The organism is Idiomarina sp. T82-3 (assembly GCF_001577655.1).
In the GTDB taxonomy this organism is placed as follows: domain Bacteria; phylum Pseudomonadota; class Gammaproteobacteria; order Enterobacterales; family Alteromonadaceae; genus Idiomarina; species Idiomarina baltica.
In genome coordinates, this window is record NZ_LSBQ01000002.1 from 219,557 (window position 1) to 243,378 (window position 23,822).

Annotated in this window: 22 protein-coding genes and 1 other RNA gene; 17 read left to right on the forward strand and 6 right to left on the reverse strand. The window is 48.4% G+C overall.

Translation table 11 applies throughout. The annotated features are described in order from the left end of the window. Window positions 1-5: 5 nt before the first annotated feature. The 10 genes from AWU56_RS02200 (at window position 6) to phoU (ending at window position 12,136) form a co-directional block, all read left to right on the forward strand. Window positions 6-1,271: a tetratricopeptide repeat protein gene (locus tag AWU56_RS02200; protein ID WP_286681656.1), complete on the forward strand. Its 1,266-nt coding sequence runs from the start codon at window positions 6-8 to the stop codon at window positions 1,269-1,271. Between the two features lie 174 nt (window positions 1,272-1,445). After that, window positions 1,446-2,348: a porin gene (locus tag AWU56_RS02205; RefSeq protein ID WP_286681657.1), complete on the forward strand. Its 903-nt coding sequence runs from the start codon at window positions 1,446-1,448 to the stop codon at window positions 2,346-2,348. Window positions 2,349-2,416: 68 nt separating this feature from the next. Then, window positions 2,417-3,346, forward strand: a complete 930-nt coding sequence (locus AWU56_RS02210) for an AEC family transporter (RefSeq protein WP_286681658.1) — start codon at window positions 2,417-2,419, stop codon at window positions 3,344-3,346. A 98-nt stretch (window positions 3,347-3,444) separates the two neighbouring features. Next, window positions 3,445-4,131 carry a phosphate regulon transcriptional regulator PhoB gene (gene phoB, locus AWU56_RS02215; RefSeq protein WP_006956340.1) on the forward strand — a complete coding sequence of 229 codons (687 nt, stop codon included), beginning with the start codon at window positions 3,445-3,447 and terminating at the stop codon, window positions 4,129-4,131. 9 nt (window positions 4,132-4,140) lie between these two features. Continuing rightward, window positions 4,141-5,448 (forward strand): phosphate regulon sensor histidine kinase PhoR, encoded by a 1,308-nt coding sequence (phoR, locus tag AWU56_RS02220; protein ID WP_006956339.1) that lies wholly within the window; start codon window positions 4,141-4,143, stop codon window positions 5,446-5,448. Between the two features lie 106 nt (window positions 5,449-5,554). Beyond that, entirely contained in the window at window positions 5,555-6,538 is a 984-nt protein-coding gene (locus tag AWU56_RS02225; RefSeq protein ID WP_006956338.1) for a PstS family phosphate ABC transporter substrate-binding protein, read from the forward strand. 63 nt (window positions 6,539-6,601) lie between these two features. After that, window positions 6,602-8,875, forward strand: coding sequence for an ABC transporter permease subunit (locus tag AWU56_RS02230; protein WP_272978361.1), 2,274 nt, complete (start codon window positions 6,602-6,604; stop codon window positions 8,873-8,875). 22 nt (window positions 8,876-8,897) lie between these two features. After that, window positions 8,898-10,559 carry a phosphate ABC transporter permease PstA gene (gene pstA, locus AWU56_RS02235; protein WP_006956336.1) on the forward strand — a complete coding sequence of 554 codons (1,662 nt, stop codon included), beginning with the start codon at window positions 8,898-8,900 and terminating at the stop codon, window positions 10,557-10,559. 27 nt (window positions 10,560-10,586) lie between these two features. Continuing rightward, the gene (gene pstB / locus AWU56_RS02240; protein WP_286681659.1) at window positions 10,587-11,402 is read left to right on the forward strand and encodes a phosphate ABC transporter ATP-binding protein PstB; all 816 of its coding nucleotides are present in this window, start codon (window positions 10,587-10,589) and stop codon (window positions 11,400-11,402) included. 11 nt (window positions 11,403-11,413) lie between these two features. Beyond that, complete coding sequence (gene phoU / locus AWU56_RS02245) at window positions 11,414-12,136, forward strand: phosphate signaling complex protein PhoU (RefSeq protein WP_006956334.1); 723 nt, start codon at window positions 11,414-11,416, stop codon at window positions 12,134-12,136. On the opposite strand, the gene serA is transcribed toward phoU, so the two are convergent. The 3 genes from serA to AWU56_RS02260 form a co-directional block, all read right to left on the reverse strand. After that, a complete protein-coding gene (gene serA / locus AWU56_RS02250) occupies window positions 12,133-13,362 on the reverse strand; it encodes a phosphoglycerate dehydrogenase (protein WP_286681660.1) in 1,230 nt (409 codons plus the stop codon). The genes phoU and serA overlap by 4 nt on opposite strands. Then, window positions 13,363-14,031, reverse strand: coding sequence for a ribose-5-phosphate isomerase RpiA (gene rpiA / locus AWU56_RS02255; RefSeq protein ID WP_286681661.1), 669 nt, complete (start codon window positions 14,029-14,031; stop codon window positions 13,363-13,365). It lies immediately after the preceding gene. Between the two features lie 70 nt (window positions 14,032-14,101). Next, a complete protein-coding gene (locus AWU56_RS02260; protein WP_286681662.1) occupies window positions 14,102-14,701 on the reverse strand; it encodes a 5-formyltetrahydrofolate cyclo-ligase in 600 nt (199 codons plus the stop codon). A gap of 40 nt (window positions 14,702-14,741) precedes the next feature. On the opposite strand from AWU56_RS02260, the gene AWU56_RS02265 reads away from it, so the two are divergent. Then, window positions 14,742-16,310 (forward strand): amidohydrolase family protein, encoded by a 1,569-nt coding sequence (locus AWU56_RS02265; protein ID WP_286681663.1) that lies wholly within the window; start codon window positions 14,742-14,744, stop codon window positions 16,308-16,310. 21 nt (window positions 16,311-16,331) lie between these two features. Here the strand turns inward: AWU56_RS02265 and ssrS are convergent. Together ssrS and zapA are read right to left on the reverse strand one after the other, a co-directional pair. Beyond that, window positions 16,332-16,517: non-coding RNA, 6S RNA (ssrS, locus tag AWU56_RS02270), on the reverse strand. Between the two features lie 8 nt (window positions 16,518-16,525). Then, window positions 16,526-16,843: a cell division protein ZapA gene (gene zapA, locus AWU56_RS02275; RefSeq protein ID WP_006956329.1), complete on the reverse strand. Its 318-nt coding sequence runs from the start codon at window positions 16,841-16,843 to the stop codon at window positions 16,526-16,528. A 152-nt stretch (window positions 16,844-16,995) separates the two neighbouring features. Here zapA and AWU56_RS02280 point away from each other — a divergent pair, with 152 nt between their 5' ends. Genes AWU56_RS02280 through AWU56_RS02295 form a run of 4 tightly spaced genes read left to right on the forward strand, consistent with a single transcriptional unit; the run spans window position 16,996 to window position 21,222 of the window. Beyond that, on the forward strand, window positions 16,996-17,565 hold the full coding sequence (locus AWU56_RS02280; protein WP_006956328.1) for a UPF0149 family protein: 570 nt from the start codon (window positions 16,996-16,998) through the stop codon (window positions 17,563-17,565). A gap of 23 nt (window positions 17,566-17,588) precedes the next feature. Then, window positions 17,589-18,911: a Xaa-Pro aminopeptidase gene (gene pepP, locus AWU56_RS02285; RefSeq protein ID WP_286681664.1), complete on the forward strand. Its 1,323-nt coding sequence runs from the start codon at window positions 17,589-17,591 to the stop codon at window positions 18,909-18,911. Further along, window positions 18,893-20,059, forward strand: a complete 1,167-nt coding sequence (gene ubiH, locus AWU56_RS02290) for a 2-octaprenyl-6-methoxyphenyl hydroxylase (RefSeq protein ID WP_286681665.1) — start codon at window positions 18,893-18,895, stop codon at window positions 20,057-20,059. The genes pepP and ubiH overlap by 19 nt, the downstream gene beginning before the upstream one ends. Further along, window positions 20,056-21,222 (forward strand): FAD-dependent oxidoreductase, encoded by a 1,167-nt coding sequence (locus AWU56_RS02295; RefSeq protein WP_286681666.1) that lies wholly within the window; start codon window positions 20,056-20,058, stop codon window positions 21,220-21,222. Before ubiH ends, AWU56_RS02295 begins: the two co-directional genes overlap by 4 nt. Window positions 21,223-21,230: 8 nt before the next feature. Here the strand turns inward: AWU56_RS02295 and AWU56_RS02300 are convergent, their stop codons facing one another. Next, window positions 21,231-22,073, reverse strand: a complete 843-nt coding sequence (locus tag AWU56_RS02300; protein WP_006956322.1) for a LysR family transcriptional regulator — start codon at window positions 22,071-22,073, stop codon at window positions 21,231-21,233. A gap of 142 nt (window positions 22,074-22,215) precedes the next feature. Between AWU56_RS02300 and gcvT the strand changes: the two genes are divergently transcribed. Both gcvT and gcvH read left to right on the forward strand, forming a co-directional pair. Then, entirely contained in the window at window positions 22,216-23,295 is a 1,080-nt protein-coding gene (gene gcvT, locus AWU56_RS02305; protein WP_286681667.1) for a glycine cleavage system aminomethyltransferase GcvT, read from the forward strand. Window positions 23,296-23,363: 68 nt separating this feature from the next. After that, window positions 23,364-23,753 (forward strand): glycine cleavage system protein GcvH, encoded by a 390-nt coding sequence (gene gcvH, locus AWU56_RS02310; RefSeq protein WP_006956317.1) that lies wholly within the window; start codon window positions 23,364-23,366, stop codon window positions 23,751-23,753. The last annotated feature ends 69 nt before the right edge of the window (window positions 23,754-23,822 follow it).

A 23,822-nucleotide genomic window follows, 5' to 3' on the forward strand; every position in this document is an offset into this window, starting at 1 on the left:
GAGCAATGAAACATTTTCTATTAAGTGGCGTAATTGCTTGGGTTGTAGGTACGACGCTCGTTCAGCCTGTACTGGCTCAGACAACAGAGCGTGTACCCGCATTGCGTGAAAAAGTGTATAGCCAATTAGCTCGTGCTCAACAAGAAGCTGAAGATAATGGCGTGCAAGCTGGCTTGGCTGCGTTGAAGTCGGTTGAGGATCGTGCGGATAGTATGAATAGCTATGAACGTGCGATGCTTTGGAACTTCTATGGTTATACCTATTACGACAATGAACAAGTCGACAAGGCGATTGACTACTTTGCAAAGGTGGTTCAAGAGTCACCCATTCCGGAGTCGCTCAGAAAAAATACGCTGTTCAGCTTGGCTCAGTTAAGCTTAACTGAGGGGAATTTTCAAGAAACGCTGGATTACCTCGATCTATGGGAAAACGTGGCCAAGGCGGATGAGCTTAGCAAGGCTTGGGTCCTCAAAGCCCAGGCACTGTATCAAGCAGAGCGTTATGCGGAATCCTTGCCATTTATTCAGAAAGCCATTGCGGCCGCTGACAAGGAAGATAAAGCACCTCAAGAAAATTGGTTGATACTCGCTCGAGCTATTCATTATGAACTGAAGCAAACTGAGCAAGTGGCGGCTGTGCTTGAGCGCTTGGTAAAACTCTACAGTAAACCAGAATATTGGCTACAACTAGCAGGAGTTTACGGTCAACTTGATCAGACTAAGAAGCAACTGGCAGTACTTGAAGCTGCAAATCAGCAAGGGTTTATCGATACGGCTGGAGAATTGCGAAATCTTGCGCAGGTTTACTATATTAATCAGTTACCGTACAAAGCGGCGAAGATCATGAAAGACGGTTTTGACGCTAACAAGATTGAGACAAACCTGGCTAATCGTAAGTTTTATGCGCAAAGCTTGATGCAGGCGCGTGAATATCAGCAAGCGTTGGATGCCTATTTGTGGGCTGACGAAGTCAGTGAAGATGGCGAAATGTTAGCGCAGGCAGCACACGTTGCACTCAATCTGGATAAAAATCAGCGTGCGACGGAGTTAGCTAAACAGGCACTTGAAAAAGGCGAAGTACGTAATGCGGGTAACTTGTGGTTGCTGCAAGGTATGGCCGCGGTCAACCAACGTCAATACGAACAAGCCGTCGAAGCGTTTGCTAAAGCGCTTGAGTTTCCAGAGAGTAAGGCGGCAGCTCAGCAATGGCAACGTTATGCAAAAAGCCAAGTTGACTATCAAGCGCGTGTTAACGAAACCGCAATGAATTAGTCACGTTTTTGCAATAAAAGGTACATAAAGTAAGAAAACTGTAATAAAATCTACACGATGTTTTAACTAAACGTTCATTTTCACGCGTAGTTCACGACAAAAACCGTAAACTGCGTTAATGACTGAAACAATCGTGTGGATTTTATGCTTCGATATTTTATGTATGCAGCATTGATGTGCAGTTCGATAAACGCATACGCGAGCGACAAGAGTGATGCGCTAACCGTCTACGGTCGTGCCAACATTGGCTTGCTATACAGTGATATAGCGGATCAAGATGATACGGAAGTCAAAAGCTACTCATCCCGCTTTGGCTTGAAGGGCCGTCAGTCGCTCGACAATAATCTCGAAGTTTTTTATCAATTTGAGTGGGGCGTCGACCTCGCTGGCTTTGATGAAGATAATTCTATTAGTGATCGTAACCAAATCGTGGGTCTGCGTAGCGATTTTGGTACCGTCATGTTAGGCCGCTATGATACGTTTCTGAAAGACTCACAAGGTGCTGTTGACCAATTCAAGGACTATACAGCCGATCTGAAATACCTATTCAAAGGCGAAGTCCGTGCTGATAATAGCCTGACTTATTACTCGCCCGCTTATAAAGGTTTCAAACTGGGCTTTACCTACGTATTTTCGGACGACGATAGTGTAGACGACGGTCAATCGTTTGGCCTCATTTACGGGGATGAAAAGCTCAAAAAGAGTAACGTTTATGCCGCGTTAGCATTTGATAATGAGGTGGCAGGCTTTGACATCGTGCAATTCTCTTTCGCCACTAAGGTGAATGATTTCAAGTTAGGTTTTGCAGCTCAAGATTACCAGTCAGTGGATGGCATAATCAGTGCTCAGGGCGTGTTGGTCAGTGCCGCTAAACGCTATGGCGCTTGGGTGCCCAAGGTTCAGTATCAAGTTATTAAAGATGATGAGCGAGATCATTCGATCTCTATCGGCAGTGATTACTACCTCGGTGATAACACACGTTTGTTTGCCTTTTACACCGCTCGTAACCGCGATATTCAGCAGCAGGTAACAGAAGACTACCTTTCTATCGGTATACGTCACGATTTTTCTTGGTAAGATAGAAGCGCGATGAGCAGCTACTCTTTGGCTGCTCTATCTATTGAGCCAGATAATCGAGTGACGTCATGACGAATCTTATTGTACTTGCCATCTATTTGTTGATTGGTGTGGTGATTAAACGCGCTGGTAAGTTTCCGGATAACACCGCGCAAGTGCTCAACTTGTACGTCATTTACGCCGCTTTACCCGGTGTTATTTTTACCAAAATTCCTGACTTACATTTTTCTTCCGATCTCATTATTCCAATTATTACTCCATGGCTACTACTGGCAATGAGTGCCGTTATGGTATTACTGCTAAGTCGTTGGTTTAACTGGTCGCGGGAAGTCACCGGTGCCCTGCTGATTTGTGTACCGCTAGGTAATACCTCATTTTTTGGCTTTCCGATGATTGAGGCGTTCTATGGCAGTGATGCGATTGTATATGGGTTGCTCTACGATCAGTTTGGCTCGTTCTTTGGATTAGCCATTTATTCGACAATTATTATAGCGCTGTACCGTCCACTTACTGCGGGTGAATCAGCAGAACGTCCGCGCATTGCGGATATCATCAAGAAAATCGTGCTGTTTCCACCGTTCATTGCGCTGATAATCGCTCTAATAATCAAAGATATGGCTTACCCTGAGGTGTTCTCGGTGCTAACTGAGTCGTTGGCGGTTACATTGGTGCCTGTCATCATGGTGGCTGTTGGGTTCCAGCTAAAATTTCGTTTGCCAAAAGGCAGCAAAACGCCACTCACCGTCGGTTTATTGCTTAAATTACTGGTGATGCCAGCGGTGACATTATTGGTATTAGCATCGACCACGGGTATTGAATCCACTCTGGTGCAAGTCACTATTTTTGAAGCCGCAATGCCGCCCATGATTACGGCGGGCGCGGTTGCCATCATGGCTGGTTTGGCACCGATCTTATCGGCCGCTATGGTGGGCTACGGTATCTTGTTGGCATTCATCACTTTACCGTTATTACATCAATTACTGCAGTGGTTGGCATGACTGCGTGACAATGTCACAAAAGTGACCTAGTTTAATAAAACTGTCATAATAATTGTTAATACTATGTCGCATAGTTTAACGAGTCAGGAAACCAATCAATGCCGCGTAGAATTCTCATAGTAGAAGATGAAGCACCTATTCGCGAAATGCTGAGTTTTGTCATGGAGCAACATGGTTATCAAGCCGTGGAGGCTAAGGACTATGACAGTGGTCTTGCCAAAATCGCAGAGCCCTATCCCGATATGGTGCTGTTAGACTGGATGCTACCGGGCGGTTCAGGTATTCAGCTTGCCAAGAAAATTAAGAGTGATGATTTCACGCGTAACATTCCAATTATTATGCTCACTGCGCGCGGCGAGGAAGAAGACAAAGTGCGTGGACTCGAAGTGGGTGCCGATGACTACATTACAAAGCCATTCTCGCCCAAGGAACTGATGGCACGGATGCGCGCAGTATTCCGTCGCGTTGCGCCGACCGTCTTGGATGAACCTTTAGAGATAGAGGGACTAAAGCTTGATCCTGTTTCACATCGTATTTCTACGCACGATCGTAGTATCGATATGGGACCAACAGAGTTTAAACTGTTGCATTTCTTTATGACGCATCCGGAGCGTGTATACAGCCGCGAGCAGCTACTCGATCAAGTTTGGGGTACCAATGTTTATGTAGAAGATCGCACCGTTGATGTGCACATTCGTCGCTTGCGTAAAGCGTTACATGAGCACGGTTACGATCGTTTGATCCAGACGGTTCGTGGCGTCGGCTATCGCTTTTCAAGCCGGTAACAGAAGGTTATGGATAGAGAATACAGCAGTTTTGGTGCACTTAAGGGGCTTGTTCTCTATCTAGTGCCTTTTGCCATTATTGGTGCCATATTGGGCATCTTTTGGCAAGCGATGTCGCTATCCATGGCAGGCCTTTTGATATGGCACTATTATTATCAGCAAAAATTGACCGATTGGCTCTGGAATAGCCGTAACTTAATGCCGCCCACGGCGCCAGGCAGTTGGTCTTACATTTACGACGGGATTTACCGAAACCAGCGTCGTAGCCAACAACGGCGTCGGTCGTTAGCTCAGTTACTTCGTCGCTTCCGTGAAGCAGCCGAAGCGCTTCCAGATGCAGCCATTGTGTTTCGACGTGATGGCTCATTGTTATGGAGTAACCAACTCGCGCAATTCTATTTTGGTCTTAAATGGCCAGATGACGCGGGTATGCGCCTATCAAACTTAATCCGTCATCCCGAATTCTTTAGTTACCTGAGTAAAGGTAATTTTGAAGAAGCGCTGACAATTCCCTCACCTGCCCGCGACTCGTTAGATATTGAGATTCGGGTAATGCCTTACAGTGATGATCAATATCTCTTAGTCGCACGCGATGTCACTCAAATTAAGCAATTGGATAATCTGCGTAAAGACTTTGTAGCGAATGTTTCGCACGAACTAAAAACACCTCTGACGGTATTGCAAGGGTATCTTGAAATGGTTGAGGACCCAGCGATGACTCCGCCGGCAATGATGACCAAAGCGGTGGGTGAGATGCAACGTCAAAGTGAGCGTATGCGATTGCTTATTGATCAACTGCTTGAGCTTTCTCGCATGGAAACACCATCGCATGATGTCTTTGAACGGGTAGTGGATGCACCTTCATTACTACAACAGTTGCAAACTGAGGCGGAAAAATTAGCTAAAACAAAATCTATTAATGTTCACTTTGATGTGGCGCCCGTTAAAGTTTACGGCAAAGAGGATGCGTTACGGAGTGCAATGCAAAACCTCATTACCAATGCCATTCGTTATAACCAAGAAGGGGGTGATATTCGGGTCACTTGGCAAATGGTCGGGAGTGAGGTTGAGTTCAGTGTCGAAGATACTGGGCCGGGGATTGCCTCGGAGCATTTACCAAGGCTGACTGAACGCTTTTATCGTGTTGACAAGGATAGAAACAGTGAGCGCGGCGGCACCGGTTTAGGTCTTTCTATTGTTAAACAAGCGTTGCAACATCATAACTGTGAGCTACAGGTGAATAGTGCCTTGGGCAAGGGGTCGCGCTTTTGGTTCCGTTTACCTGCTGGACTCAGAGTCACCGGCAAACGTCATTAAAGTGACTTTTTTTTGTCATAAATGTCATTAAACTGTCACACAAATCTCATAAACTGCTGAAAATACGGTCAACTGGTTTTGTGAAAGTCACGTGAGGACAAACAGCATGAACAAGTTCAACAAGGCAGTCAAACAGCTTTTAGGCCTCAGTGTGATGATGGCACTGATGAGTCCTGCACACGCGACGGATGACTTACCAAAATACGAGAAAGTGTCGGGCTTGTCCGGCAATCTATCTTCGGTAGGCTCTGATACCTTAGCCAACATGATGACATTCTGGGGTGAAGAGTTTAAACGCATGTACCCTAGCGTAAACATTCAAATTCAGGCTGCGGGCTCTTCGACTGCACCACCGGCACTGACTGAAGGTACAGCGAGCTTTGGACCGATGAGCCGTGCCATGAAGTCCAAAGAAATAGAAGCATTTGAGAAGCGCCACGGTTATAAGCCGACACCCATTCGTGTCGCGATCGATGCGCTGGCGGTGTTCGTTCATAAGGATAATCCGGTTAAAGGTCTGTCGATTGCGGAAGTCGATGGTATTTTTTCTTCGACACGAAAATGTGGTTTTCCAGAGCCTATCACTCGCTGGGGTCAACTCGGCTTAACAGGCGATTGGGCGAGTAAAGATTTGCAGTTGTACGGCCGCAACTCGGTGTCAGGTACTTATGGCTACTTTAAAGAAGCGGGGCTGTGTGACGGTGACTTTAAGGCCAATGTAAACGAACAACCTGGCTCTGCTTCCGTTGTACAATCGGTTTCAACGTCGCTGAATGCAGTAGGCTACTCGGGTATCGGGTACGTCACCTCAGGCGTTCGCGCGGTACCGATTGCCCGTGGCGACAGTCACGAGTTTGTCTCAGCAACCCGTGAAAATGCTTTGGCGGGTAAATATCCTTTAGCTCGTTTCTTATATGTTTATGTGAATAAGCACCCGAACCAACCGTTAAGTAAAGCTGAAGCTGAGTTCGTAAAGATGATTTTGTCTCAGCAGGGACAAGCTATTGTCGACAAGGACGGTTATATTGCATTGCCCCGCGCTATCGTGGATGCTGAGCTTAAAAAATTAGGTTTGCATAACGCAGAATAAACAGTGTTATTCAGTTAAATAGCCAGCGCCCATGCGCTGGCTTAACACGTTAATAGGAAAGGTATGGACAGGCAAACAGAGCAGCAACTAAAAGCGAGTCAGGCGCGCTTATTAAAAGATAGGCTGGCACGTGTCGGTGTTACCACCGGTGGTGTTTTGGTGCTGGTTGCGCTGTTGCTTATATTTTTCTATTTGCTTTATGTCGTGCAACCGATTTTTGAATCCGCTTCGGTCAAGCCGATGCATAGCTTTGACATTAAAGCCAATGACCAAACTTTGGCTCTGGGAATGGAAGAACAGGCTGAAATTGGTTATCGCTTTGGCGCATCCGGCAAAGGTGAGTTTTTTGCCTTACAAGATAATACCTTTTCAGAACGTAAAATCGGCGATGTGATTGAACAACGTATGTTAGTGCCGCAAGGCAAAATTACTAGTTTCGCGCGCTCTTTACCGGTTAATCAGCAGTTTGTCTATGGGTTAGATAATGGGAAAGCCCTTATTGTGCAGCCCAAATTCAGCGTCACTTTTCCAGAGACGGCTCGTACACAGGGTACTCGTCAAGTCGAACGACTGATTATGCCGCGCTTTGAGGTACTCAATAATGAACAACCGTTGCAAGTCGATGAGCAGGGACGTCCACTTGAGCAGTTGGCTTATGCGACGGATGGCGAAGGTATGCTGATGGCGGCAGTCACTGGTGCTGATACGTTACTGATTACAAAGTTTGCAGCAGAACAAAACTTTTTGACAGGTGAGATATCACTCACACCTAAATATGAACAACGTAAAATGACCGCTTCGATACGAGATATTGCGGTTACGCCCGATTTAAATAAAGTTTTTGCACTGATTAATAACCGAATTGTGGTTTACTCAGTCAGCATGTCCGGTGCAGTGAGTGAAAGCCAAGTGATCACGCTTAACGGGCGGCAGTTTGGCCAGGCGCAATCATTACACTTGATGCCCGGTGCCGCCACCGTATTGGTCACCCATGAAAGTGGTGTTATCTCACAATGGTTTGAAGTGCCCACTGACGAAGGACGAACGTTTAAGTACATTCGCCAGTTTGATGCCGGCGGACAAATTGTTGACTTAGAAGTCGAGGACTATCGTCGTACATTTTATGCGGTGACCCACGATGGCAAGCTGAATGTATTTCATACGACGTCTGAGGCGGACCTCTATCATGAGGCTTTGCCTAACCGAGAAACACAAATGATCACGATCGATCCGCGTGCTAACCATCTCTTAGCTGAAGCCGGTAATGAGCTAACATTATTCAAATTGAGTAATGAACACCCGGAAGTGACGTGGAGCGGATTATGGGAACAGGTTTGGTATGAAGGTTATCCAGAGCCTTCGTATACCTGGCAGTCAACTTCGGGTTCGGACGACTTTGAGCCTAAATTTAGTTTAGTGCCGATCTCGTTTGGTACGATCAAAGCTGCACTCTATGCCATGTTGTTTGCCGTACCCATTGGTTTAGCGGCTGCAGTTTACACGGCTTACTTTATGTCGCCCTCAGTGCGTAAAGTGGTTAAACCGACTGTTGAGATTATGGAGGCACTACCGACGGTTATTCTAGGCTTCTTGGCGGGACTTTGGTTAGCACCGATTATTGAAGCTTATTTGCCCGGTGTGCTGGCGGTGATTATCTTAACACCGTTGTCTATTATTGGCTTCGCTGCACTTTGGCAGTTATTGCCGTCCCAATTGCGTAATACGTTAGGTGAGGGGCGTGCATCGTTAATTCTCGTGCCGCTTGTGTTATTCGTTGGCTGGTTATCCTTTTCAATGAGTCCGTGGGTTGAGGCCGTATTATTCGACGGCAATGTACGCGGCTATTTGACCAATGAGTTAGGCGTCACCTTTGATCAGCGAAACTCGTTGGTGGTAGGGATAGCCATGGGATTTGCGGTGATACCGACCATTTTTTCTATCGCAGAGGACGCCGTATTTAGTGTTCCTAAGCACTTGTCTAATGGTTCATTAGCGCTCGGTGCGACACCGTGGCAAACGCTGACTAAAGTCGTATTACTGACAGCAAGCCCCGGAATCTTCTCAGCGATAATGATGGGGCTCGGACGCGCTGTCGGTGAGACTATGATCGTACTTATGGCGACAGGTAACACACCGATTATGGATTGGAATATTTTCGAGGGTATGCGCACCTTATCAGCCAACATCGCGGTCGAGATGCCCGAATCCGAAGTGGGAAGTTCGCATTATCGCATTCTTTTCCTAGCCGCATTCGTGTTGTTCATCTTCACGTTTTTCTTTAACACCATCGCCGAGTTTGTCCGTCAACGGTTACGTGACAAATACAGTTCGATGTAGGGCTGACAGTTAGAGGTTACTCATGAAGCAATGGTTTAGAACTGGAAAGCCTTGGATTTGGTTGACGGCTGGCGCGGTGAGTGTGAGCTTGGTGGCGGTTATAGGCTTAGTGTTAATGATTGGTTGGCGTGGATTATCATTTTTTTGGCCGACAGCGATTCATCAAATGACCATCGAAACAGCATCGGGCGAGACACGCACGCTTATCGGCGAAATCTATGATAGCGAAGAAGTACCTATTGACCGTGTCCGGCAATCAGGTGTTGAGGTCGATGCGAGCGAAGGTGAACTGATTACACGTTACTTGATGAAAATCGGTAACCGCGAGTATGTGCCGTTGGACTTCACTTGGGTGGTCGAGCCAACTATTGTTGAAGATAAAACACCCACTGATATGGCGATCATTGAACGTACAAAAGACGGAAATTTCTATGGCCGTATCATTGCGATTGAGCAACAAGGTGAGCGAATCGCTGGGTATGAAGAAGCTGATTTCCGCGAGGTGTTATTCGATCGTGTTGAGCGCGCAGTCGAACTGCACGATGAGGGACAAGCGCTACAGGAAGATGAAATTGGCCGGATCAACTATCAGTTGAGCGAATTAGGCTTGGAGGAACGCCGCTTAAAACTTGAAGGACAATTAACTGAGCAGGCCTTGGCACGCCTTGAAGCGGAGCGAGAGCGGTTACAAGCGGAATACCAAACGTTAGAAAAAGCGTTGTTTGAGATTCGTGATCGAGCCGCACGGGATACGCTTATTGTCGAAGATTTTCGGGGCGAAGCGGTTGCTGTGCCGTTGTACCGCGTGTTGGATGTTAACTTCCCGAACGACATGCATTTACTTGCAAAGATCGGTCATTTTTTCCAACAAATTGGTAAGTTTGTCTCCGAGCCACCTCGTGAAGCGAACACCGAAGGCGGTGTTTTTCCGGCAATTTTTGGTACCGTATTCATGGTGCTGTTGATGTCGGTGATTGTTACGCCTTTTGGCGTCGTCGCGGCAGTCTATTTGCACGAATATGCAGGCAAAAATCCAGTGACCAAGCTGATTCGGATTGCCGTGATTAATCTCGCGGGTGTTCCGTCGATTGTTTATGGTGTTTTTGGTCTCGGCTTTTTCGTCTACATGGTCGGAGGTAGCATTGATCAAGTGTTTTACCCAGAAGCACTACCCAATCCAACCTTTGGTACGCCAGGCGTGCTGTGGTCTGCGATTACTTTAGCGATCTTAACCTTGCCAGTGGTGATTGTTTCGACGGAAGAAGGGCTTGCGCGTATTCCAAGTAGCTTACGTGAGGGCTCGTTGGCACTAGGTGCGACTAAATGGGAAACCATCTGGCGAATTATCGTACCTATGGCGTCTCCGGCAATAATGACCGGCCTTATTCTTGCGGTGGCTCGCGCGGCAGGCGAAGTGGCACCGTTGATGTTGGTTGGGGTGGTTAAATCTGCGCCAATGCTTCCGGTTGATGGCAACTTTCCTTACTTCCATCTAGATCGCAAATTTATGCACTTAGGGTTCCATATTTACGATGTCGGCTTCCAAAGTCCTAATGTAGAGGCTTCGCGCCCGTTAGTTTATGCGACATCGTTTTTACTGATTACTGTGATTGTTGGACTCAACCTCACGGCCATCGGTGTGCGCAATCACTTACGTGAGAAATACCGTGCACTTGAGCAATAATCACTTAGCAATAGAAGGGCAGCATTGATGATTTCGGTTAGTCCAAATAATGCCAGCGAAAAATTAGACTTGGCGAATTTAACAGACGATCAGCGCGCACTCGAAATTAAAAATTTGAGTCTATACTATGGAGAAGATCGTGCGTTGCACGATATCTCGATGAGTGTCCCTAAACACGGTGTCACTGCATTCATTGGTCCATCTGGCTGTGGTAAATCGACCTTACTGCGCTGCATCAACCGCATGAACGATCTGGTTGAGAGCTGCAAAGTTAAAGGCGATATTTTACTGCACGGTAAAAACATCTATGACAAGGGCGTGGATGTTGCTGCATTACGTCGCCGTATTGGTATGGTGTTCCAGCGACCAAACCCCTTCCCTAAATCGGTATACGAGAACGTGGTCTATGGTTTGCGTTTGCAAGGCATTAAAGATCGCCGTGTACTGGACGAAGCCGTCGAGCGCTCACTCAGAGGGGCGGCATTATGGGATGAGGTAAAAGACCGACTGAATGCGAGTGCCTTCAGTTTATCGGGTGGTCAGCAGCAGCGCTTGGTCATTGCTCGGTCGATCGCGATTGAGCCGGAAATTTTACTGTTAGATGAGCCGACCTCTGCGTTGGACCCTATTTCGACGTTGACGATTGAAGAGCTCATTACCGATTTAAAGCAAAAATATACCGTTGTGATTGTTACGCACAACATGCAGCAAGCGGCGCGTGTGTCTGACCAGACCGCATTTTTGTATATGGGTGAGCTCATTGAATATGCCAACACCGACACGTTGTTTACCACGCCCATGGAAAAACGTACGGAAGATTACATCACTGGACGGTACGGTTAAGGAGTACAGGCATGGATAAATTAAACATGGGTAAGCACATTTCCAATAAGTTTAACGAGGAATTGGAAGCCGTGCGTAACCGCGTATTGAGTATGGGTGGTTTGGTCGAGCAACAATTAAGCGACGCCATTACGGCGATTCAAACCGCTGATGTTGAATTAGCGGAAAAGGTCCTGAGTAATGACCACAAGGTCAATAAACTCGAAGTCCAAATTGACGAAGAGTGCGTGCACATTATTGCAAAACGTCAGCCTGCGGCCAGTGACTTACGGTTAGTTATTGCCATTATTAAGACGATTGCTGATTTAGAACGAATTGGTGACGAAGCAGAGCGCATCGCTAAAGTGGCGAAGGAAAGCTTCAGTAATGATCAACAGCAGTTGCTGGTCAGCTTAGAGAATTTAGGTCATCAAATTTTGACCATGCTACGTAAAGTACTCGACGCATTTGCCCGGATGGATCTTGATGCTGCTTATGAGGTACACCGCCAAGATGAGCAGGCAGACCGTCAGTATGAGGCACTGACACGTCAATTGATGACTTACATGATGGAAGACTCGCGCTCGATTCCTAAAATCATGAATGTGTTGTGGTCCGCGCGTTCGCTCGAGCGCATGGGCGACCGTTGCCAAAATATTGCCGAATACATCATCTTTTTCGTCAAAGGAAAAGATGTGCGCCATGTCTCGCCCGAGAGCATTGAGCGCACAGTCAAAGGTGACAGAGCCCCTTAGAACAGCTGCCGGGCGCGGATCGTGCCCGGAATTGCCTTCATTTTATCAAGCAATTCGGTGCCATTGTCGGTATCAATATCCATCACGACATAACCAACGTTTTCATCTGTTTGTAGGTACTGGCCCGCTACGTTAATCTCAAAATCACTCAAGATACTGTTGATCGCGTTCATCATACCGGGTTGGTTTTTGTGGATATGCAGTAAACGGCGAGCGGTTGCGTGCTGTGGTAAAGAAACTTCTGGGAAATTTACCGCCGACAGTGTTGAGCCGTTATCAGAGTAGTGCACCAGCTTACCGGCGACTTCGATACCAATATTTTCTTGTGCCTCAACGGTCGAGCCGCCAATATGCGGCGTTAGTAAGCAGTTTTCGATACCACATAACGGAGATTCAAAGAGGTCTTGGTTGCTTTGAGGCTCCACTGGGAATACGTCGATAGCGGCTCCGGCTAAATGACCGCTGGTTAACGCCTCAGCAAGTGCTTCGATATCGACGACGGTGCCGCGAGAAGCATTAATCAGCAAACTATTTGGTTTCATTTTAGCCAGCTGGGCAGAGCCTATCATCCAGCGGGTTGAAGGTGTTTCTGGCACGTGCAAAGTCACCACATCGGCTTTTGCGAGTAGATCATCGAGGCGTTTAATAGAACGCGCATTACCCATCGGTAGCTTGGTCTCGACATCGTAATAGATAACTTGCATACCGAGCTGCTCCGCTAATACGCTCAGTTGGCTACCGATATGACCGTAGCCAACGATACCGAGTATTTTGCCTCGCACCTCGTACGCATGGTTGGCCGACTTCAGCCAGCCTCCCTTATGCGCTTGCGCGTTTTTTTGCGGAATGCCACGCAACAACATAATGGTTTCGGCTAGCACCAATTCAGCGACGCTGCGTGTATTTGAAAACGGTGCATTGAATACGACTACACCGTGCTTTTGTGCGGCTTTTAAGTCGACTTGATTAGTACCAATACAAAAGCATCCAACCGCGATAAGCTTTTCAGCCGCAGCGAACACTTTCTCAGTTAACTGCGTGCGCGAGCGGATACCAATCATGTGTACGTCTTTGATTTTCTCGCACAACTCATCCTCATCGAGTGAGCCTTTGAGGATTTCGAGCTGGTCGTAGCCTTGTTGCTTAAGTAACTCGATGGCGCTGTCATGGACACCTTCGAGTAATAGTACTTTAATTTTGTCTTTTGCGAGTGATGTAACGGCCATTTAGTTTCCCCACGTCAGCTCTTTAACACCCTCTGAGGTTGCCAGTAAGGCAACATCGGCAGAACGGGCTGCAAATAGTCCGTTGGTGACAACACCGACTACATTGTTCAGTTGTTCTTCGAGTTCAACGGCATTTAGGATATCGAGGTTGTGCACATCAAGTATCCAGTTACCGTTGTCGGTGGTCACGCCTTGACGCCAAACAGGATCGCCGCCGAGCTTGACTATTTCACGCGCAACATAGGAACGTGCCATGGGAATCACCTCAACGGGCAACGGAAATGTACCCAGTCGACCGACTAATTTGCTTTCATCAGCGATGCAGACGAACTTTTTGGCAACCGCAGCGACGATTTTCTCACGTGTAAGTGCGGCACCACCGCCTTTAATCATTTGACCGTGTTCGTCAATTTCGTCAGCGCCATCAATATAAACAGGAACCTCGGGGGCGTTGTTCAGTTCGAAAACTTCAATGCCATGTTGTTTGAGCCGTTCGGTTGAGGCGTCGGAGCTTGAGACGGCGCCTTCGATATCGTCTTTGATCTTAGCCAATTCGTCGATAAAGAAGTTGACGGTGGAGCCGGTACCGACGCCCACGATAGCGCCTTTCTCGACATACTTAATGGCAGCTTGCGCGGCTTGTTGTTTTAGCTTATCAGAAGCGGACATAGCGGGGTTCCCATACAAATTGTTGTGATAGTTGATGGCACATCAGTATATCGATTTTGATGACTCATCGCTAAGAAAACTTAGGCTCGTGTTTAAAGGACCAATGTCGTGTCGGTGTGATCACTTCAGGTATCGCCACATCCCACGCTTGTATTGGTAATTGTTCAACATATTGCTCATCGTAGGCGATACCAATCGGTTGCAGTTGAGGTAGTTGACCGGCGCGCCAAGCGGCGAGTGTGCGGTCATAGTACCCACCGCCCATACCTAATCGGTTACCATACGAATCGAACCCAACCAACGGCATAAACATACAACCGATCTTGCTAAGTGGAACCACGTTGTCGACACGCAGCTGTGGCTCTTCTATACCATATCGGTTTTTAGTCAGTCGCGTATCGGGGGTTAACTTTAAAAATAGTAAATGGCCAGGGCTAAATGGATGTAAGACTGGCACCACGGTAGCCATGTTGGCTTGCCACAATGCCTCGATAGCCGGTGTCGTATTGAGCTCGTTGGCAAAACTTAAAAAAATGGCAGCGTATCCCGATGATTGTTGTGCGCGCTCTGCAACACGAGCGGCAACATCGTGGCTAGCTTGCCGTTGCATCGGTTCAGAAATAGCGGCTCGACGTGCTTTTAACTTGCGTCGCCATTCATCTCGGGTCATGCTTACTCCCATCTTTTTAACATGAAACAGAGCATACCTTATGAAAATGATAAAAACGATATGCCTTTTGTGTGGTTTTATCATCGCGTCCAGTGCACTGGCGCAACAAGGACCACCGAAAGCACCTGAGCGTGATCGCGGCGAAGGTCCTTATGAGCGCTTGATCTTGCGCGGAGCGACTTTAGTCACCGGCGAGGGTGCACCTCCTCGGGGACCTGTCGATATCGTGATCGAGAATGATCGGATCGTAAATATCGTCAGTGTCGGACATCCCGGTGTGCCCATTAAATCCGATGGGCGCCCCGAGGCGAGATCGGGTGATAAAGAGATGGACGTTAGTGGTCATTACATCTTACCCGGATTTGTTGATATGCACGCGCATATTGGAGGTTCAGCGGAGGGAATTCCGGCTGAATATGTACTCAAATTATGGCTGGCGCATGGCATTACCACCATCCGTGAGCCCGGTAGCTTTAATGGCTTAGACTGGGTGAAATGGCATCAGCAACGTGCAGCAGATAACCGTATTACTGCACCACGAATTGTACCGTATGTGGGTTTTGGCATGGGACGTGAAGCGCCCATTTATACGGCTGAGCAAGCCCGCGATTGGGTGCGTTATATTAAATCACAGGGCGCAGCAGGGATTAAGTTCTTTGGCGCTTCGCGGCGTGTCATGGAGGCAGCACTCGACGAGGCTAATAAGCAAGGTTTAGGTACCATGATGCATCACGCACAACTGAACGTGAAATCGATGAATGCACTGGATTCAGCGCGACTGGGCCTGACGTCGATGGAGCACTGGTATGGCTTACCCGAAGCATTATTTGAAGACCAAACGATTCAGAACTATCCGGCTGATTATAACTACAACGACGAACAGAATCGTTTTGAAGAGGCCGGGCGCCTCTGGAAACAAGCAGCGGAACCGGGGTCTGAAAAGTGGAATGCGGTGCGTGATGAGTTAATTGAACTCGATTTCACTATCGATCCGACGTTAACCATTTACGAGGCATCACGAGACTTAATGCGTGAGCGTCAAGCAGTATGGCACGAAGATTACACCTTACCGCGCTTATGGGATTTCTTTGAGCCAAGCCGCTATGCACACGGTTCCTATTGGTTTGATTGGACGACGGAAGATGAAATTGCCTGGAAGCATAATTACCAAAAATGGATGACCTTCTTAAATGATTTTCACAACCATGGTGGTCGACTCACGCTGGGTTCTGATGCGGGTTACATTTACAAGATTTACGGCTTTGGCTACATCCGAGAAATGGAGTTGCTGCAAGAGGCGGGGCTCAATCCGCTTGAAGTTATTTATGCGGCTTCTATGGGCGGTGCTGAAGCGCTCAATATGGATGATGATATCGGCAGTGTCGCGATTGGTAAAAAAGCGGACATGGTTATTGTAAAAGAGAATCCGTTAGCGAACTTTAAAGTGCTGTATGGTACAGGCCACTTTAAGCTTAATGAGGATAATCAGCCGATCCGTACGCAGGGCATTCGTTACACCATTAAGGACGGCATTGTTTTTGATGCGCAACAACTGCTCAAGGATGTGCGTGAGATAGTCGCCAAAGAAAAAGCCTCACGAGAATCGTGAGGCTTTAAGCAAACAAAAGGGTGGTTTCCCGGTGACGCCGCCATCTGACGGTAGCCCTTGAACCCATTGGTTCAAGGCGGGGAGCAAGTGGGATCCATCGTAGGCTTCCCGGTGCGTGCCGGGCTTGCTCATGACGGGCCAGTGATCCCCTTAAGTAAAAGCATCGGCTCAGGGACATACGTCTATTAGCGTACGACCCAGGAAACCCTAAACTGTTATCGCTGCGGGCCACGCTGAGCGCGCTGTTCGCTCATAGCTTGTTCAATCGTTGCCTGCAGCAATTGAATCTTTTCTTCGAGCTTCGCCGTTTTCGCGGCTTGCTCTTTCTGATCGTTCATCCACTCATGACACAAGTTTAGCGCTGTCATGACGGCAATTTGCTCAACATTGTGCAAATTCGTGCGTTCTTTTGTGTCATTGAGCCGTTCGTTCAACGCATCAGCCGCTTCTTGCAAAGCACTTTCTTGACCTACCGGACAGTTTACCCGATAGCTTCGGTCCAATAAAGTGATGTCCATTGTGCGACTCGTCATGATGCCGACTCCCTGCTACACATTGCGTTAAGTGCATGCTCAGCATGCGTTCTACTGCTTATTATGGCATGCCTTGGCAATGTTTGTCAGCTAGCGAATTGCAAAGCCGAGTGTTAGGATGACAACACCAGATTTTAAATAGAACGATATCTATGACAGCTCGATTTAACTATGATCGCATCTCATCACTGTATGCGCAACATGATGTGACGCCGCAGCCTGCCGAAGTACAAGGGATACTGGTTGGCCTCGTGGCAACAGGTACACAGCCCGATTCCCCCGATCTTGACGGGTTGCTCAGTGACCTCATTTACGACGGTCAACAATTACCTGCGGAGCTTGCCAAATTATTAAAGCAGCAGGCAACGGAAATTCAGCATGCTTTGGCTGACCGTGACCTCGGCTTTCAACTTTTATTGCCTGAAGATAACGCCCCATTGCAAGAGCGCTTAAATGCGTTAGCGGGCTGGGTGCAATCATTTTTGGTGGGCTTTGGAGTTAACCAAGCGAATATCGCGGCCACCAGCGGTGATTTGCGTGAAGCGCTCGATGACATGATCGAGATCGCCAAGTTGGAGTTTGAGGTTGATGACTCAGAAGAGTCCGAGCGCGCTTACTTTGAAATCGTCGAATATTTACGTGTATCGGCGATGATGTGTTTTACAGAACTCGGTGCACGTGAGCTAGCTCAATCTAAACCCGATTCAAAAACGTTACATTAAGTACAGACTTCATAGGAGCGGCTATGCAACCGGTTATTCCTCAAGATGAGTTTTTACAGCGTCGTGAACGAGTACTATCTCGTATGCCTCAAAACACCGTCGCAATTGTATCCGGACACAGTGAGCTGACTCGCAGTAACGATACAGAGTACCCATTTCGGCAGAATAGTTACTTTCATTATCTGACCGGGTTTAATGAGCCGGATGTCGTATTGGTACTGACTAAAATTGAGGGACAGCCAAGAAGTCTTCTATTTTGTCAAAATAAAGATCCTGAGTCCGAGGTCTGGCATGGGCTTCGGTTAGGCTTCCATAACGCAGTGCATGCGCTGGCAGTCGACGAGGGGCGAGATATTGATAGCTTTGAGGATGATATCAGCGAGCTACTCAATGGCGCGAGCAGTGTGCTTGTCTTGATGGGCGAAGACAGCGTGCTTGAAGCGCAAGTGCGCGATGCGATTGATTTTCTTCGTGCCAATGAGCGAAAAGGGTATGTTGCTCCACACCGTATTGAGGATTTACGTCCGACATTGGATGCCATGCGGCAATTTAAGTCAACGCAGGAGCTTGCGGTGATGCGCGAAGCAGCGCGTATTAGTAGTGATGCGTTTAAGCGCATCATGAAGTTCTGCAAACCCGGCGCCATGGAATACCAACTTGAAGCGGAATTGCAGCATGAATTCGCGATGCAAGGCGCGCCAGCACCTGCTTATGGCATTATCTGTGGCGGTGGTGCCAATGCTTGCATTTTGCACTACACCGACAACCGTGACGTGTTGCACGATGGTGACCTAGTGCTGGTTGATGCGGGGGCGGAATACCAAGGCTACGCAGCGGATATTACACGTACGTTTCCGATTAACGGTCGCTTCTCTGAAGAGCAAGCGATGATCTACAACATCGTGTTAAAAGCACAACAGGCGGCATTTGAACACATTAAGCCTGGTGACACACTCAAGGCGGCCACCGAAGCGGCGGCAAAAGTGATTAATGATGAGCTGACTTTGTTGGAAATATTGTCAGGTGATGCCGAAGAGAACTTTGCCAACAATCGTTGGAAGAAATTCTTTATTCATGGGCTAGGCCACTGGCTCGGGTTAGACGTTCACGATGTGGGGCGCTATAAGTCGACCGATGGCGAGCCGCTCACATTTCAACCGGGTATGGTGTTGACCGTTGAACCTGGCATATATATTTCACGCGAGTCGGGCGTCGATGAACGCTGGCGCGGTATCGGCGTGCGAATAGAAGACGATTTAGTTGTGACTGAGGACGGCTTTGAAAACATGACTCAAGCTGTGCCGAAAACTATTGAAGAGATAGAGTCTTGGATGCAAAACAATTAACAGCTGATGTTGTCATTGCTGGCGGTAGTTTGGTCGGCGCTCTAACTGGCGTGATGCTGGCGCGACAACGTCCAGATTGGCAGATCTTAGTATGCGAACCTCGCTTAGAAGGGCCACCGAACGATAAGCGTATTATTGCTTTGGCGGCTGCTTCGGCTGCGCGATTACAGCGGCTTGGCGTATTGGGCGAGCTGACTGATGCGACGCCTATTCGACATATTCATATCAGCGATAAAGGCTACTTAGGCGCGACAGAAATCCATGCAGAGCAAGAGCAAGTGGATGCATTAGGCTATGTAGTGTCCGCGGCAGAGCTGGTTAATCGCTTCTACTTAGCCTGTCAGCAACTGGACAATGTCACCTGGTTAGCGGGGGAGTCAGTTGAACAGCTGCATCACGAGACCGACAAAGTGCAGGTTGAAACCGTGAGTGGCGCAGTCATCGATACTCAGCTCGTGATTGGCGCGGACGGGCAAAACTCAAAGATCCGCTCGCTCTGTCGGTTGCCCTGGCAAGTTGAGGATTACCAACAAATTGGCTGTATCAGCACCGTTAAACTCGATCGTGATTTGCAAGGTTGGGCTTACGAACGCTTTACCGAGTTTGGTCCCATGGCTCTCCTGCCCATGGCAAACCAACAGGCATCACTTGTGTGGACCTTCAATCCGGAACAGGCCGAAACCGCGAAACAATGGAGTAGCGCGGAGTTTTTGACACGCTGTCAGCGTGCGTTTGGCTATCGGGCAGGGCGCCTGACAGCCCGTTCAGAGCCGGTGTTCTATCCGCTTCAGCTTAAAAAGGCCTTGCGCTCGACCTATCATCGAACGGTGATTATCGGCAATGCATCGCACGCGCTGCACCCGATCGCCGGTCAGGGCTTTAATCTTGGCTTACGCGACGTGGAGTGCCTTGTACAGGAACTTTCAGCAGTGCTAGACCCGGGAACATTTGCCGTGCTTGATGCTTATCAGCAGTCACGCACAAGGGATTATGACGCTATCATTAACTTGACGGACGGCCTAGTGCGGGGGTTTTCAAATACTAACCGTTTAATGGTGGTGCCACGCAATTTAGCCTTAATGACGTTACAGCACTGCGCACCGCTGCGTAGTCGCTTTGCACGACTGACCATGGGAATGAAGTCATGAATTACGATGTTATTGTGATTGGCGGCGGCATGATCGGCCTCACTATGGCACTCGGCCTAAAGCAACAAGGTCGCTCGGTGATGGTGATTGAACAGCATGAACAGCCGGCATTACCCAATGAGTTAGAATTGCGTGTTAGCGCACTTAATCATCGCAGCCGAGCCTTGCTCGATGAGTTAGGTGTCTGGCCGTTGGTCAGTGACTTTCGTATCGGCCCCTACACCGATATGCATGTATGGGATAAAGACAGCCCGGCCGACATTCATTTTTCCGCGACCGAAGCCAATGCAGATGACTTAGGCGCGATTACTGAAAACCGTGTACTCGAACATTTTTTGTGGCAACGCGCAGAAGCCGCCGGTGTTGTGATTACGAAAACCGCACAATGGCGCTTGCGTGATTGCGGCAGTGCACAGCAGGCGGCAGAAATTGAGTACGGAGAGCAACAACGCGCGCAAGCCCAATTGATTATTGGCGCCGACGGCGGGCGCTCGCGACTGCGCCAACAAGCCGGTTTAACGGTACGGTTTTGGGATTACGAGCAAGTGGGTGTGGTCGCGAACCTGCGGATGGAGAAACCGCACAACGGTGTTGCGCGCCAAGTGTTCTTACCCACCGGGCCTTTGGCCTTATTGCCAACCCCGGACACTGATGTCGTATCTATCGTTTGGAGTATGGATAGCTCACTGGCGCAGGCTCGCTTAGCCAATAAGTCCCAGCTGGCGCCGTTTGTAACGGCCGAAAGTGGACGTTGCTTAGGTGAAGCTGAGCTGATTTCCGATGTAAAAGGCTTTCCTCTGCGTATGCAATATGCACAACAGTGGCACGCGCAACGCGTTGTATTGGTAGGCGATGCCGCGCACACCATTCATCCCCTGGCGGGACAAGGTGCTAATTTAGGGTTTGCGGATTGCGTTTGCCTATTGGAGAACCTACAGCAGCGTGAGTTAGCGGATCTGAGTAGCCTGACTCGTAGCCTAGGGCGTTATCAACGCGAACGTAAAGCCGATACGCAAACGATGATTGCAGCGATGGAGCTGTTCAAACGAGGCTTCGGCACGTCTAATCCGTGGATAAAGGCGGTTCGTTCGCTGGGACTCCTTGCCGCAGAGCGTATTACGCCAGTTAAACAAAAATTGGCAGAAGTTGCGCTCGGTCGCTAAGCGCGCGGTTAAATACGTGCGCTTAGGTATTCGGCAAGCTGTTTTGCTGCGGATGACGCACGACTATCTAAGCGTAATACGATATTAATATCGCCTGGCGAAGGTAAGCGTTCCTTCAACTGTGGACTACTGATTAAGCTTTGGCTATCCGGAATGGTACTTTTGGCGAGCACCGTAACACCTAAGTTACTATTTAGGGCGGCGGTTAAGCCGGAGTAGTCTGAGTTGGTATAGCTAATGCGATAATCAATACGTGCACGCTGCAACGCTTGTTCGGCCCGTTTACGATAGATACAGCCCTCCGGTGCAACAACCAATGGTAGCGGGCGTTGCTCAAATGCAGCGGGTGTGCCCACCCAGACTAAGGCATCATTTTGTAGCAGCATGTCATTGGGGTTACGTTGTTCTCTGAGCGCCAAAATCATATCAAAACGTTCACCTAAGCCCGCGAAGAGATCCTTGCTTAATGCCGAGGTGACCTGCAATGCGATTTGTGGATAAACCTGCGCGAACTGACCCAGCACGTTGGGTAACAAGCTCGAAGCGAATTCGCTGGTAATTCCCAGCCGGATATCACCGGATACCGCCTGTGGCTGAAACTGCGCGAGCAGTTGCTCATGTAAACTAATAATCCGTTGCGCATAATCGTAAACGCGCTCGCCATCGGGGGTGAGCGATAACCGTTGCCCTTGGCGCTGCAATAATTCAGCCCCTAATTGTTGCTCCAGTTTTTTGATTTGGATCGAGATAGCCGGTTGTGAGCGACCTAAACGTTCGCCGGCAGCGGTAATACCGCCAAACTCAATCACTGCAACGAAACTTCGCAGGGCATCCGTAGATAAATGTTTCATAAATTAAATGGTTAAATAGTTAACGTTTCGGGTATTTAAAAAATAAATGCAATTATAAGCATTATTGATTTTAAACTTAAGTGCAAGACGCCTATAATTTGCGCCCATATTACTGGCTAAATTTAAAGCAAAAGGATGTCTTATGGGCAGCAGAACTCCGCTCTATGATGCGCACGTCGAAGCCGGCGCAAAAATGGTCGATTTTCACGGTTGGGATATGCCGTTGAACTATGGCTCACAAATTGAAGAGCACCACGCCGTTCGCCGTTCTTGCGGCATGTTCGACGTATCGCACATGACCATTGTTGATGTAGCGGGGCAGCAAGCCCAAGCGTTCTTACGCTACTTGTTAGTCAACGACGTTGCTAAATTAAAAACCGAAGGTAAAGCGCAGTACACCAGCATGCTCAACGAGCAGGGTGGCGTAATTGATGACCTCATCGTTTATCATTTTAGCGACACCTCATACCGTTTGGTGGTTAACTCAGCCACCCGCGAACGTGACCTAGGTTGGATCGAAAAAGTCGCGGCTGATTTTGATGTCACCATTAACGAGCGTGACGACATGGCGATGATCGCTGTGCAAGGCCCCGAGTCAGAAGCTAAGTTAAACGCCGTGTTGAGCAACGAAGACTTCGCAACCATCGAAGGCATGAAGCCTTTCTTAGGTAAGCAAGTGGGCGATTTATTTATCGCTACCACTGGCTACACGGGCGAAAAAGGTTACGAAATTATTGTGCCAGCCGAGCAAGTTAATGATTTGTGGAAGCAACTACTCGCTGCTGACGTAGCCCCCTGTGGTTTAGGTGCGCGCGATACATTGCGTTTAGAAGCCGGTATGAACCTTTACGGACAAGACACGGATGAGTCGGTCACCCCACTTGAGTCAAATATGGGCTGGAGTGTTGCATTTGAACCGACTGACCGCGACTTTATTGGCCGCCAAGCGCTTGAACAACAAAAACAAGCCGGTCACCACAAACTGGTTGGCTTGGTGATGGAAGACAAAGGCGTCTTGCGCCACGGTCTGAAAGTGATCGTTGATGGTGGCGAGGGTGTCATCACTTCTGGTACATTCTCACCATCACTTGGTTTTTCAATCGCAATGGCACGCGTGCCTGCGAACGTGGGTGATACCGCACAAGTTGAGATGCGCAAAAAACAGGTCACTGTGAAGGTTGTTAAACCTGCATTCGTGCGAAACGGTCAATCTGTTTTATAATAGCGTCAGAATTTAGTTAAATAGTCAGACAACCTGCCAGCGGCAGTTGGATTGAGAAGGATAGAGTTATGAGCAACATTCCAGCGGATCTTAAATATGCGTCAACTCACGAGTGGGTACGTGATGAAGGCGATGGCACTTTCACTATCGGTATCACCGAGCACGCGCAAGACCTTTTGGGCGACATGGTGTTTGTTGAGTTACCTGAAGTGGGTGACAAAGTGTCAGTCGGCGATGACGTAGCGGTTGCGGAGTCTGTTAAAGCAGCTTCAGACATCTACGCACCGATTAGCGGTGAAGTTATCGCGATTAATGAAGATCTTGAAGACGCGCCAGAAAACGTCAACAACGACCCGTATGGTGACGGTTGGTTGTTCCGCATTAAAGCGGAAGACAGCGGTGAGCTAGGTAACTTGCTCGACGCCGACGCGTATGAAGCGTCTATCGACGAAGATTAAGCGTTAATGTAACGCCACAAGGAAAGTGATGGACCCCGGCATGCTCCGGGGTTCCGTGTTTTTTTGCAC

Bases quoted from the DNA above. Each gene is read 5' to 3' on its own strand.
- AWU56_RS02295 (WP_286681666.1), top strand. From the start codon at position 20,056: ATGAATTACGATGTTATTGTGATTGGCGGCGGCATGATCGGCCTCACT.
- AWU56_RS02205 (WP_286681657.1), top strand. From the start codon at position 1,446: ATGTGCAGTTCGATAAACGCATACGCGAGCGACAAGAGTGATGCGCTA.
- gcvH (WP_006956317.1), top strand. From the start codon at position 23,364: ATGAGCAACATTCCAGCGGATCTTAAATATGCGTCAACTCACGAGTGG.
- AWU56_RS02230 (WP_272978361.1), top strand. From the start codon at position 6,602: ATGGACAGGCAAACAGAGCAGCAACTAAAAGCGAGTCAGGCGCGCTTA.
- AWU56_RS02300 (WP_006956322.1), bottom strand. From the start codon at position 22,073: ATGAAACATTTATCTACGGATGCCCTGCGAAGTTTCGTTGCAGTGATT.
- AWU56_RS02210 (WP_286681658.1), top strand. From the start codon at position 2,417: ATGACGAATCTTATTGTACTTGCCATCTATTTGTTGATTGGTGTGGTG.
- pepP (WP_286681664.1), top strand. From the start codon at position 17,589: ATGCAACCGGTTATTCCTCAAGATGAGTTTTTACAGCGTCGTGAACGA.
- gcvT (WP_286681667.1), top strand. From the start codon at position 22,216: ATGGGCAGCAGAACTCCGCTCTATGATGCGCACGTCGAAGCCGGCGCA.
- AWU56_RS02260 (WP_286681662.1), bottom strand. From the start codon at position 14,701: ATGACCCGAGATGAATGGCGACGCAAGTTAAAAGCACGTCGAGCCGCT.
- pstA (WP_006956336.1), top strand. From the start codon at position 8,898: ATGAAGCAATGGTTTAGAACTGGAAAGCCTTGGATTTGGTTGACGGCT.
- phoR (WP_006956339.1), top strand. From the start codon at position 4,141: ATGGATAGAGAATACAGCAGTTTTGGTGCACTTAAGGGGCTTGTTCTC.
- AWU56_RS02200 (WP_286681656.1), top strand. From the start codon at position 6: ATGAAACATTTTCTATTAAGTGGCGTAATTGCTTGGGTTGTAGGTACG.
- AWU56_RS02225 (WP_006956338.1), top strand. From the start codon at position 5,555: ATGAACAAGTTCAACAAGGCAGTCAAACAGCTTTTAGGCCTCAGTGTG.
- AWU56_RS02265 (WP_286681663.1), top strand. From the start codon at position 14,742: ATGAAAATGATAAAAACGATATGCCTTTTGTGTGGTTTTATCATCGCG.
- AWU56_RS02280 (WP_006956328.1), top strand. From the start codon at position 16,996: ATGACAGCTCGATTTAACTATGATCGCATCTCATCACTGTATGCGCAA.
- pstB (WP_286681659.1), top strand. From the start codon at position 10,587: ATGATTTCGGTTAGTCCAAATAATGCCAGCGAAAAATTAGACTTGGCG.
- rpiA (WP_286681661.1), bottom strand. From the start codon at position 14,031: ATGTCCGCTTCTGATAAGCTAAAACAACAAGCCGCGCAAGCTGCCATT.
- zapA (WP_006956329.1), bottom strand. From the start codon at position 16,843: ATGACGAGTCGCACAATGGACATCACTTTATTGGACCGAAGCTATCGG.
- phoB (WP_006956340.1), top strand. From the start codon at position 3,445: ATGCCGCGTAGAATTCTCATAGTAGAAGATGAAGCACCTATTCGCGAA.
- serA (WP_286681660.1), bottom strand. From the start codon at position 13,362: ATGGCCGTTACATCACTCGCAAAAGACAAAATTAAAGTACTATTACTC.
- phoU (WP_006956334.1), top strand. From the start codon at position 11,414: ATGGATAAATTAAACATGGGTAAGCACATTTCCAATAAGTTTAACGAG.